The organism is uncultured Draconibacterium sp. (assembly GCF_913063105.1).
Taxonomy (GTDB): Bacteria; Bacteroidota; Bacteroidia; order Bacteroidales; family Prolixibacteraceae; genus Draconibacterium.
The window spans coordinates 274803-287384 of record NZ_CAJXYQ010000005.1 but is presented as its reverse complement, the minus strand read 5'-3'; the positions used below and the strand labels follow the sequence as shown (position 1 = coordinate 287384).

Sequence of the window (12582 nt, the reverse complement as noted above, 5' to 3'; positions counted from 1 at the left end):
AATAACTTACTCTGCTTTGATTTTATCCTATTATTTTACTGTATCATCGTGTGGAATTCCCAGAATATCATAGAATTTCCGTCTTCCAATTTTATCTTTTTCAAGTATCTCTTGGGCATAAACTGCTACTTGCTTAGCTACCTTTCTAGGAACTACAATAACTCCATCGCCATCAGCAATTACAATATCTCCCGGACAAACCAGTACTCCGCCAATAACAACAGGACGGTTTACCGATTCAAGCTCATTGCGTCCAGGTCGGATACCTCTTCCTTTTTTTCGCAAGTAAAGAGGGATCTTTTCAATCGCAGATTCATCTGTATCTCCTGCACCGGCATCGGTAACAATACCAACACATCCTCTGCTTTTCCACATTAAGGTATTGTTTGACCCTATCGATCTGATATCTCTTCCTTCAACTCCATCAATAACCACAACAGATCCTTTTCGGATGATGTGCGCAAATTTCTCGGAAGAATATTGGGCATAAAAATCCAATTCCCATTCTTTGAAATCCTGACCTTCCCGCGGACGGTCGGGGCGTTGAGTGGGAACATACCTTGCTGTTAACGCAACTCCTCTGACAATGTGTGAGAGGTCTTCTAGATCTTTCCAGTTTGGATGAATTGCCGGGTCGACTAAACCGGTATGAGGTAAACCAACCATATCCATACCATCGGCGACGTCAGCCACGCGGAGTTCCTTATACATTTCTATAATTTCTAAATCTTCTTCTTCGGAGTACAGAGAAGTTTCTATAAAATTAACTCCACCCCAGTAATCATGTTCCTGAGCAAAAGAATTACAAACTATGAGAATAAATAAGAATAGTGTTAAGCTTAGTTTTTTCATACGTTTTTTTATTGTTTAATAAACTTTAGGGTCCAAACATGATCGCATACCGGATTATTTTGAAGATTCTTAGGTATTTCAACTACGAAACCCTTTCCATTTTTCCACCATTTTAATGGTTTATTATACCCAAGTAGGTAAACCGAACTTCCGCTCTTTGGTAACATGTTTGAAATCGATATTTGTGCCGGCATTTTCTTTTCGTCTTCCTCGGGCAAGTAAAATGCATAAACGGAATCATCTTTTTTAGTGAAAACCAATTTAGTTTCAAAGAAAGGAGCAACTGGTTTTGTTTTGTATATAGCTTCAGAGTTGATCGCCATCCAATCACCAATACCTTTAAGACGATCGTATGCTTTTGGGTCAAAATCACCATCAGGTCTCGGACCAATATTCAAAAGAAAGTTTCCCCCTCTTGACACAATCTTTACAAGCATTTGTACCAACTCATAAACCGATTTATACTCTTCGCCTGGTTCATACGACCATGATTCTCCCATTGTCATATTCGTTTCCCATGGATGATCCAGAACGTTATCCGGTACTTCCTTTTCAGGGGTCAGGTAGTTCTCGTTCTGGCCTCTTGCCCCTCTTGCAACCATAATAACTCCTGGCTGATTCTCTCGAAGCATCTTGGTCATTCGTGGCCAATCTAATTTCGCTTCATCGGTTATGGAGTTACACAAGTCGAACCAGGTTACAATAATTTTTCCGTAATCCCCGTTTGTTAGCTCATTAAGTTGGTTGTAAACAAAATCATTAAAACTCTTCCACTTCTCAGGATACTTCTTTATCGAATAGTTTATTTGCCGGTTCGCAGGAGGGAAATAATCCCACCAGAAATCATTATGATTCCAGTCGGTTACCGAATAATAAATTCCGGTCTCAAAATCTTCGTCCTGGAACGTATTAAATATTTCCTTTGTAATATTCGCTTTCGGATTTGAGCTAAACGGACATTCTTTACTTGTAATTTTATAATCCGTAAATTGAGTATCGTACATATTAAATCCATCATGGTGCTTTGTGGTAAATACTACGTACTTCATCCCAGCGTACTTAGCGGCATCAGCCCATTTTTGAGGATCAAAATTTACCGGATTAAATGTCGTTTTTAATTTTTCATATTCTTTTACATAGTCATTATAACTCATCCCCTCAGGTCGTACTGAAAAATTAGGACGGTCTTCTGGACATAGCGACCATGATTCTACTATTCCCCATTGGCTGTATGTTCCCCAATGTATAAAGAGACCAAACTTTAAGTCTTGCCACTCTTTAATGGTTTGTACAACCTTTACATCCTTCGGATATTCATAAGGAGGTCTCTTAATCTGTGCGTTTACAAAATTTGAACAGATTAGAATGATAAAGAGCAGATTTAAAATTTTTGTTTTCATATTTAATTTAATTGATGAATTAATTAATGTTCTTGAATTCATTGTTTTAGAAGGCTTATTATCTGTTTACTGATTTTCTCAGCCATCAAATCATAACCTTCTTTTTTATAATGGAGGTCACCTTTCCTTATGACATACTTATCGAGTTCTGGCTCAACCAAGCCGTAAAGATCGATTACCTGAATACCGTTTTCAGCCATGATCTCAAGTGCGACCTCGTTCCTTTCCAACACTACTTTGTTTCTAACAGGATCAAGTTTTACACCTTGTTCAGGTGATGATACGGGTGTTGTAAGAGAGTATAAAAGGATACAGTCCTTAGATTTATGCCTTTTCAAGAACTTAACATAACGTTTCATGCATTTTCGGTATTCTTCCTTACTTAAATGCCAACCGTGTAGGCCATTATTAAAATGAATAATTTGGTGTTGGTAATCCCCAATAGCTAGTTTTGTCTCTTGAAGCAAAACAGGATCTTCAATACTTCTTGAAGTTGAAAAACGATCGCAGTTAACTTTATCTGATATCCTTTCCGTAGTATAACGGAAATAACCCTTCAAAATAGAATTTCCTATGAACAGTACCCTGGGTTTTGACCTGTCAGGTTCATTTTCTTTCCAGAAATCACTCCATTCGTATTTTTCCCTGGTAATCTTATGTGTTGTGCAACTGTTGAGGGCAAAAATAAAAACAGTAATAATAAATAAGAACTTATATTTCATTTGTATCTGATGTTTTTTCGATTAATATCTTCCAAGCAATTTATGTTCTACTATTGCTTTCCTTATCTCAAGCATTTCGATTTCCCCTTGATATTTATAAACTTTGTTACCTCCTGGTTCTATTAAAATTGTATATGGTAGTGCACCATTCCAATCAGCATCAACCAACTCAATTAGCTCATATACATCCTCTTGGGAGTAGATATAATTCTTCACTCCGGCTTGTTCTTCTTTTAAAAACTTTAAAACCTCTTCCTTTTTCTCGATTTTATCTGTAGAAAGTGAAATAAATTCAAAATTTCTACGTCCATAAATTTTATGTAGTTTTACTAGGTCTGGAAATTCTGAAACGCAAGGTCCACACCAACTGGCCCAAATATTTATCAGCTGAAGATTTTCCGTATTATTTACTAATAGCTCTTTAACTCCCTTGTTATCAATCTCATTTAGAATTACTTCTCGTTGTGCCCACTTTTCAGCATGTGTTTTTGAATGTTTTGCTTTCCATGACCATTTTGTAGAGCACCCATTGAATCTGGTCTCAGGATTGCTTACTTCTTCTCCGGCAAGCAACTCATCTACCGCTTGTTTCAGATCCTCACAATTGCCTTCTGCGGGATTTTTATATGCATCAATTCGTCCTTGGTATCGGAGTATCCTTTCTTTGTCTAAAACAAAAATATGAGGGGTAGCCATGGCTCCATATTTCAGAGAAGCCTCTTGTAAATCCCCATCATACAGATATGGGAAATTAAAACCTTTGTCCTTTGCCCTTATTTTCATGTCCTCGTATGAATCATCAACATCTGTATAAGCGCTTTCGCCATACATTAATCCAAGCGGACTTGCTGAATTAATAGCAACCACTGCAACACCCTTTTTTGTATATTCATCTGTAAACTGTATGACTCTATCCTCGTAAGCCTGTGCCGTTGGACAATGATTACATGTAAACACCAACACAAGTACTTCAGCGTTTTTAAAATCCTTTAAACTCTTAAATTCTCCGTTCAAATTTGGCAAATTGAAATCGGGAGCAGCCGACCCAATAGGTAGAATTTCCACTTCTTGAGGATCCAATTTTACCGGATTTGAGATAAATCCGTTATTTGAATCCTTATCAGCAATATTTTTACCATTGTTGTGACAAGCTGAAAAAAACAACAGCGTCAAGGAAAACAGGAATACAACTTTTATTTTATTCATTTGATTTTGTTTTATACAATTCAATTGTAATATTCATTTTCGTATATGATAGATTACCCTCACTCCTTTTATTCTTCGAGCCGCAGCTCCCTGATTTCATAAGGCGTTGGGTAGCAAGTGGTCCAAACATGAGGTTTCACATCTGTTTCGCCGCCTTTAAGCAGTAAACCAACCACGTCAACCTTCTTGCCTTTCATTTCATCGCTTATAGGAAAATAATAGGTGTTGTTTTTATCAACTTCTTCTGGTCCCATTCCTCGCACAATAAAAGGGAAACTAGGAGCTCTTAACGGTGAACCTATAGGTTTGCCATCCATTCGCAATGCTGAAAAGGCTTTGTTAACTCCATGCGTTCCTTCAAAAGCAACACATAAATAACTACCTTCAGGTGCATCCTTGTCAATTTTCACATTCGTTTCCCACGCCTTTATTGGCACAACCCTATCGTATGGAGCAAACAAATGTGTTGCTTGCCATATTGAACTACTTAGTTGTTGATTATTATCCTGTATTTTAAATTCTGCAATACGGTCGGGTGCATCTTTGATTTTTATATATCGAATATCTAATTCCTCCTTGCTATCAAAAGTCCAATCATAAACATCAGTATCAAATAATTCGTAGCTTCCGTCTTGCATGAAATAAGAAACATCTATTTGTTTGCCTCTTTTCTCAGCCCTTTTCAAAGTGATTTCTTTCCATGATTTTAAATCAGTTGAAACTTCAGCTGTTAAATGATCTGGTGGCAAATTTTCACGGTCCACCGGATATAAAGAAGACATAACAATTTTATCGACTGATTCAATCTTACCCAGGTCAAGGCGCAAAGCTCCTCCATCAATACGTTTGTCTTTTTCCTGATCGCTGGAATATCGATAAACACCAAAGAAGGTATTTAAATCACCATCAAACATAAATTTATCCCAAAGGCCTCTTCGTATAAAATATTCGTTTTCGAAAAATGTATCCCGTGCTTTTTTTACTTGCGGAATATTGGTTTCTCCCGAACGTTTCAAAGATTGTGCTTCAACTATGTTATTGCTTGCAGTAAAACATGTTGCTTCGTATAGTTGCTTCGCATCATCGGGCACATCAATTACTTCGAGGTCTCCAAGTTTGCGGTGCCATTTATTTTTGTAGGCTTTGCCTGAAAACGATATTTTAAGGTTATCATCCAAAATTTTATCTGCACTTTTTCCATCCAAATAAGCCTTTGAAAATTCGCGGTTACCCGAATCGAGGGATATCGAAGCGTTACTTCCAGGCATTCCTAAAAGCTTTATGAGTACAGGTTTATCCTTTGTATCCCTTACAACTTCATAATTGCAGCCTTTGATACCTATTTCGTTACTTGGTTTTGTGGACACCATTAATAAACAAGACCTAAATGGTTCTACTTCAACCTTAAATTGCTCTCCATACTTAAATTCACCAATAATTTTTTCTGAAGGATGATATCTTCTCACTTCAATATTACCCTTCCCGGTTAACCCAATTTCATTATCAAGTGCTACTGTAATAGTTTCAGGGTTCCACGAAAGGTTTCTCAGGGTTATAAACCGGGTTGAACCATCACCTCTCGAAACAGCATTAACTCCATATTTTTCAGATGGTAGCACTATCCCGTCTACCAATATCTCACGATTACGGTAATGGAGGTTATAAATCCTTCCCAATTTTGCATATTCATCATCGCGTAGCAACCAGGGATTTCCATAAATTTCGGGAGCCAAAATAAGTGAGCGGTTAAATGCCTGGATAATTAATTCATCTTCCCAATAATCCAAACACGAAGAAATGCAGCATCCATGGTCTTCAATTAAGCGGGTTAATCCGGGAGGCAGCCCCCTCGATAAAGCACCCACCCGGTTGTGAGTTCCTGTCACATTGTTTGTGATTTGCACATCCACATACATTTCCTTGTGTTCCCACAACGATGTGGTTACATGTGGCTTGGCAATCCCCAGGTTTAGTCGGTGGTTTAACGCAATCAAATTCGGGACATACTTCCTGCATTCGGTTAGCATTTTTGCAAAAGATGCCTGTTTTTCGTCACGCAATTGTCCGCAAACAGCATCGAATTTAAATAACTGCAAGCCATAATCGCGGCAAAGTCCTGACATTAATTCAATCCTCGCATTTTCCTCTTCTTCGGTATTTCCGAATCCGTCAGGTCCTCCCCAAAGACCTAACTTACAAGAGAAAGAGTCGGCTAATTCGGCAAAGCCATCCCATCCATTCGGGAATTTCTTTTTGAATTCCGGTGAATCCATAGTACCATATTTTTTATAGGTATCAATCATTCCGGCATCCAATGCATATATCTCAAGGTTCATTCCGTACTCATCGTGCAACCATTTAAAAAATTCGAGTTGAGACATAATCTGTGCCTCTTCCATCCCCTCATTCATATGGCTTAACCACGAAAAGTATTGTGGAATTGATGGTGTTTTTTCGGTTACTGTGCCATATTTATTTCCTACTTGTTGAGCATTGCTAATGACACTCAAAACCATTAACAACAGCACTAATTTTAAAAAGTGTTTTTTCATTTTGAAAAGTTGAATTGAATATTCGGCTGCTTTTGATTTTACACCATGAGCCGGGTTTGTAGAATTTATATTATCTCTATCTTTCATTTGTTTTATCATATCTTTATTGAATTATGGCAACCCAATCTCTTTCTAAATCGGAATTTGGTTTACCAATGCTTACCCAACCTTTTCCTTTTATTTTTTTTATGGTACCATAATTAAAATCTTCGCCTTCTCTTGGATTGAGCCATTTTATTGAATATTCTTTATTTGAATTTATTTTTATCTTGCTTGATTCATTCCCTACAGGTAAATACACCACATATATATCACCTTCATTTGTAAAGCAATAGGCTCTTTTATTTTGAACAAGGTCATTTCGATTAATCATATCCTGAACAGGTAATGTTTCAAAAAAATCGGAAGCAATTTTTGTTTGTTTCCACCAATTTTTACGGCTTCTGAAATCTTCCATCCCCAGATCATTATGCGGATAGCGGTAGCCAAAATACCATTCGGCTCCGGCTGCACCAGCCATTAATGCTCCCCACAAACAATGATGTCTCACTGTGTCATGATTAAAATCATGACTATCGGGCATAACTCCATTTTCAGCAGGTCCGATTTCGTCTAAACAAACCATCCATTTTTTATCGGTAACATTAGAAACGTCAATCCATTTCTTAACCCTTTCATGAACGTCCACAGCTTTGTGAACCTGCAAGGATGGACCATCCAGGTCTTGAAATCCAAGCAAAGGCAATAAGAATTTATCCTGTCCGGCATTGGTGTGATGGGTATGAAGACTGATGTAACTGGGATATGGATTGATACGTTTTATATACGAAGCCATATCTCTTATTTGTTGTTCAGTTTGCCCTATTGGCAAATTTTTTGAAGGACCATTTTCTTCACCCAAATTCCAGGTTACGCCTAAATTATGGCCAAAACGAGCAATTAATTCACGGAGATAGACTCTACGTTGAACATTAGTAAAACCACCATCAAGCAAACATTCATTTTCTGTTTCCTGAAGCACAAAATGATTCATTATGCCAAGGCTCTCCATGTGGTCGAACACAATAGCCCACTGATCCAGTTTACTGCAATCAAAACGGTAACGCTCGTTATAGCCTGAATATGGCCACACGTCGTTACCATCTCCCTGAATATTCAGTGTGAGCATATAAACAGAATTTACACCTGCTGAAGCGAGATAATTAATCGCACCTATAATACCTTTTCCCTTTTCTTCTTGCCAGGTTGGATCACTTACTGCCCAATCATCCAAGTGTGGCTCATATTGATGAATTTGAGCTTTAGGATTTGCTTCGCCCTTTCGGATTCTTTTGTTAACTCCTTTTCTGTAGGTTTGGTCAAACTCTGTAAATGCCAAAAAGTTCTCAGGGCTGTCGGCACCATTTTTTATCCATATTTTATTGGTCCCCGAAAATTTAAAATATCTCGTCCCATTAGACACAATACGTCCATTTGCTCTGAAATCTTTACCAGTTTTATTGGTTTTATCAACTTCGAAAGAACCTTTCAAGTTAGAAATTAATGTTTGTTCTCCTATGGGTTTATCCGATACCGCAACCTCATCTCCGGAAATAAAGGAAATTGAGTAATCCCATATTCCTGGTTCATCGGGGCGGAAATGTACTTTCCATACATTTCCTTTTTTTGCAGAAGTTTCTCCAGCATTCCCATCGGCAGCAAAATAGCCAGGTGCAACATATTTTTTATCTCCTTTTGAAAATGTTACATCAAGCCGATAATTTAAAAAAGGGTTGTTTTCTGCCCATTCCGATGTTTCGGGTCCTTGAATCAATAAAGTAACCTTATGCCACTGTTTCAGTTCTCCATGAATTTCGACATCATGTTCTTGTTTACTTAAGCCACATGATGCTAGCAATGTTAGTGTAATTGAAATAATGAAATATTGTATTTTTATCAATGTTCGCATATTTCTTATTTGTTTTTGGCAAAAAAGGTAGTTATCGATCCCGCAGGAGCTGAATAGCTTAGTTTATTATCCTGTATTTCCTGAACCCTTAAAGGAGCATATTGCTCATCGTGTGAAGTTCGAAACGCTTCATACGAACTTGCGTTTCCTGTAATCTTTAAATTCACGGCGATAGGTTCAGATTCCATATTCATTACAAGGAAAGCATCGGGATGTGCTGTATTATTAGATGAAAATGCCGCTAATTTAACCCGGCTATTGTTTGAGCTGACCTTAGCTACTTTCATGCCTTTCTGTCCAGCTCTTGTTAGTTGCTTATAAAAATAATATTGTGGCCTAATCTCATAATCTCCTTTTTCGCTTACAAAAAACGCTGTGTGCGGATTTGGGTCTCCTGTTTCCCAAGTAGCTGTTTGAATACAAGCCCAGGGTATGATGGCATTAACCTTAGCTTCATATATGTTCAGAATCATTTGCAAAACAAAATCGTAATTCTTTTGGGTATGCATATTTCCCCAGGTCATAGAAGTAGTCCAGGCATGAAGGTCGGGTCTTTTTAACCGAAGCAAATCAATTGGTTTTGTGGTAAGTGGTTTGGGCCAATCGAAGCTGTGGCTTGTAATCAGTGAGATATTTTCCATCGCAGCATCGTTATCATGGATAGCCCAATGGTAATAATGATTCTCAAATTTATTCCAGGTTGCACACTCGCCAGGTGTAAGCCCCACATCAAGACCAGCAGCCTTCATCATTGGCGGCATAAATTCAAGGAAGTGCGCCACTTGCGTTGGTCTCCAGAAAGCATTATAATCATGATGGTTGCCTTTCCCAATACTGCCATGACTCCCGTCAAGCGGCCAACCGTTTACACAATCACCTTCGTTATGAAGGCTTAGGTATTTCAAAGGCAGTTTTTCTTTTTCCACTAAAAACTTACCCCATGCAATCATGTATTTTGCCAAGTTTTCAAATTGCTCTGGGTCTAGGTCGCGACCACGCAATATTTTCTGTTTAGTTGCCCACGCCGGAGGGCCATATAAGGTAGAAATAATACTTATTTCATCTCCACCTCTTTCTTTGGTTTTAGCTATCCCTTTATGCACAAAATACCGCATCCACCGTGTGGTTGTTTCGTGATCGAATGGCCCCCCAGGTACTTCTTGATGGAAAGGATCGTAAAACATTTTCACAATTGAAGGTTTAAGCCCGTCCTCTCCAAAAATCAACTCAATTACCTCATCCCTCTCTTCTTCACTTAACAGGCTAAAACCGCCATACTCTTGAGGATCATTTTCGTAATCCGTTGATTGTGCCAATTCTACATAGTTTACACCAAAGCCATCCCATTCCTGGAGGGTCTGGGTAAAATCAATGGTAGCATCCACTTGCCTTGTGGGATCGTTCGAATGTTCCACACTCGCAAATAATCCCAAGGCAATAAAATTGAGGGTGAAAATTTTTTTCACAATTGAAATTCCCATATTTTGTATCATCTGATTATAACTCCCTTATCCAAATATTCCGGAAACTTACCGGGAACCAATGATCTTGTAACACTATGGGGCCCGCTCCGTGTGGTTCTACTTTAAATTCTGGAATTCCAATATAAAGTGTGGGACCTTTTATGGCTACATTGTTTAGGATTAAAACACCATTCTGTAAAACAGTCACATAAGGAGGCGTAAAGTAATTACGCCCCTTAAAACGGGGAGCAGTATAAATAATATCGAAAACCTGCCACTCCCCAGGCTCTTTGCATACGTTAACAAGAGGTGCGTGTTGTTTATAAATACTTCCTGCCTGACCATTTACATAGGTCGGGTTATCATAGCTATCGAGTATTTGTAACTCATAAACTCCTTGCAGAAAAATCCCACTGTTTCCCCTTCTCATTCCACTATCAATCACTTCTTTTGGTGATTTCCACTCAACATGTAGTTGAAAATCTTCAAAAACTCGTTTGGTTTTTATGTCCCCACCATCTTTTGGAATGGTAACGGTACCATTGGTAGCTATCCATTTCACCTCACTCCCTTCCATATCTGTCCATTCCTTATTTAGGTCTGTGCCATCAAATAAAACAATAGCATCAGAAGGAGCACTCATTAAAGTTTTTCCTGGTTTTACAACTGGAATAGGCTTCCCCCATTCTTCTGTCATTTCTTGAGGCTTTACTCCCTCTTGACATTGGGCAGGTATATAAATTGTGATAAATACCAATATCAGGATAAAGAATATCCGTTCCATAGCTTTATGTTGTTTTAGGTCAATAAAAAAATTCCTCACCTAAAAACCCACTATGGGTTTTCAGGGAGGGACCAGGGCTTCCTATACGTTGGTTTAAGTAATGCGTTTGCTTCCTGATCATTTACAAACACATGGTTCTCAGTGTCCCAGTCTAATCGTTTACCTGTCCTATAAGCAATATTGCCTAAATGGCTAAGCCTTGCAACTCCTGCCGCTACATCGATCGGACAATTAGGTGTCTCTCTTGTTTTTACACAATCTATAAAGTTCGAAACATGGTTATCCAAACCTAAATTAAAAGAGGTCAAATGGTATTCTCTATCAATTTTGTTATTCCCTTTATCATCTTTTTCCGGTATAACTTCCCAGCCTGTTCGGCGACCTACAACCAAGGTTCCGTTATTGCCTACAAAGCCAACCCCATTTTGTCTCCCATAATCTCCATTGTCAATGCCAATTGCATGAGACCATGACAATGAAAAATCATCAAATTCGTAAAGAACCTTTAATGTATCAGGAGTCTCACCTGCACTGTCGGGGTATGCATGCTTGCCCCCAATTGCCATTACCGATTTAGGTGCATACTTTTGCATTCCGTACAGAGCATAATCAATAATGTGTACCCCCCAGTCGGTCATTAACCCTCCTGCGTAATCCCAGTACCACCTGAAATTGAAGTGAAACCTGTTTGGATTAAAATCCCTTTTCGGTGCAGGGCCTAACCACATATCATAATCTACTCCGCTTGGAACTGCGCAATTGGCTTTCTTTATGGCAGGTTTTAGCCAACTCAAATAAGTCCATGAACGAACTTCCCTGATGTTTCCTAATTTACCTGAATGAACATATTTAACAGCATCTTGCCATGATTTAGTGCTTCGGTGCCACTGACCTACCTGTACTACGTTTCCATAACGGTTCGCTGCTTTTTCCATTAAATCGCATTCGTAAACCGTATTCCCCAATGGCTTCTCACAGTAAATATCATATCCTTGTTGTGAGGCATAAATAAATTGAAGGGCATGCCAATGGTCTGGAGTTCCTATAATGATCACATCTAGTCCTTTATACTCAAGCATCTTACGGAAGTCTTTAAAGCCTTTGGGCTTTTTACCCTGGATCTTCTCAACATCCGAAATACGTTCGTTTAAAACATTCTCGTCTACATCACACAGTGCGCCACATTCCGTATTGGGTTGCTTTAAAAACGATTCTAAATTTGCAAAGCCCATTCCTTTGCAACCTATTACTCCTGCTACTAATTTCTCATTTGCCGACGTATTTCGACCCTTTGCAGAAACAGGCATGCCTAACGCAGATGAAGCAATGGCTCCTGAAGCAAATAATGCCGTCTTACCTAGAAATTCTCTTCTTGAGCTGTTCATAGTTTCTTGATTTTATTGATTTATTTTTCTAAACTTTTTAATTTGATATTTCTTTTTGACACCAGATAAGTAGAAGCTTAGTTTTTGATGACTCAACTCGCCCGGTCTTCTCTTAATTAAGAGTAACCCTTTTTAGGATCTTTAGCATTTGCCAATACCGTAACTTATACAATCCTTATAAACTCAAAATTATTTTCTGTTCTTAATTCTTCTTTGCCTTTATAAAACTGAACAATGCATTGGCAATGCTAAAACACCTTTAAGCAACTT

The 12582-nt window shown here is 38.4% G+C and carries 9 protein-coding genes; all 9 read right to left on the bottom strand.

Going from position 1 to position 12582, the window contains the following annotated elements:
• Positions 1–30: 30 nt before the first annotated feature.
• A complete protein-coding gene (locus QZ574_RS07215) occupies positions 31–852 on the bottom strand; it encodes an RraA family protein (RefSeq protein WP_297088301.1) in 822 nt (273 codons plus the stop codon).
• Between the two features lie 8 nt (positions 853–860).
• A complete protein-coding gene (locus QZ574_RS07210) occupies positions 861–2252 on the bottom strand; it encodes an alpha-L-fucosidase (RefSeq protein WP_297088299.1) in 1392 nt (463 codons plus the stop codon).
• A gap of 38 nt (positions 2253–2290) precedes the next feature.
• The gene (locus tag QZ574_RS07205; protein WP_297088297.1) at positions 2291–2974 is read right to left on the bottom strand and encodes an SGNH/GDSL hydrolase family protein; all 684 of its coding nucleotides are present in this window, start codon (positions 2972–2974) and stop codon (positions 2291–2293) included.
• A 21-nt stretch (positions 2975–2995) separates the two neighbouring features.
• Entirely contained in the window at positions 2996–4180 is a 1185-nt protein-coding gene (locus QZ574_RS07200) for a redoxin domain-containing protein (RefSeq protein WP_297088295.1), read from the bottom strand.
• Positions 4181–4248: 68 nt separating this feature from the next.
• A complete protein-coding gene (locus tag QZ574_RS07195) occupies positions 4249–6819 on the bottom strand; it encodes a hypothetical protein (protein WP_297088292.1) in 2571 nt (856 codons plus the stop codon).
• A gap of 16 nt (positions 6820–6835) precedes the next feature.
• Entirely contained in the window at positions 6836–8680 is a 1845-nt protein-coding gene (locus tag QZ574_RS07190; protein WP_297088290.1) for a DUF5060 domain-containing protein, read from the bottom strand.
• A gap of 5 nt (positions 8681–8685) precedes the next feature.
• Complete coding sequence (locus QZ574_RS07185) at positions 8686–10161, bottom strand: hypothetical protein (RefSeq protein WP_297088288.1); 1476 nt, start codon at positions 10159–10161, stop codon at positions 8686–8688.
• Positions 10162–10177: 16 nt separating this feature from the next.
• Positions 10178–10840, bottom strand: coding sequence for a DUF1080 domain-containing protein (locus QZ574_RS07180; RefSeq protein WP_297088286.1), 663 nt, complete (start codon positions 10838–10840; stop codon positions 10178–10180).
• 137 nt (positions 10841–10977) lie between these two features.
• The gene (locus tag QZ574_RS07175) at positions 10978–12312 is read right to left on the bottom strand and encodes a Gfo/Idh/MocA family oxidoreductase (RefSeq protein ID WP_297088284.1); all 1335 of its coding nucleotides are present in this window, start codon (positions 12310–12312) and stop codon (positions 10978–10980) included.
• Positions 12313–12582: the final 270 nt, after the last annotated feature.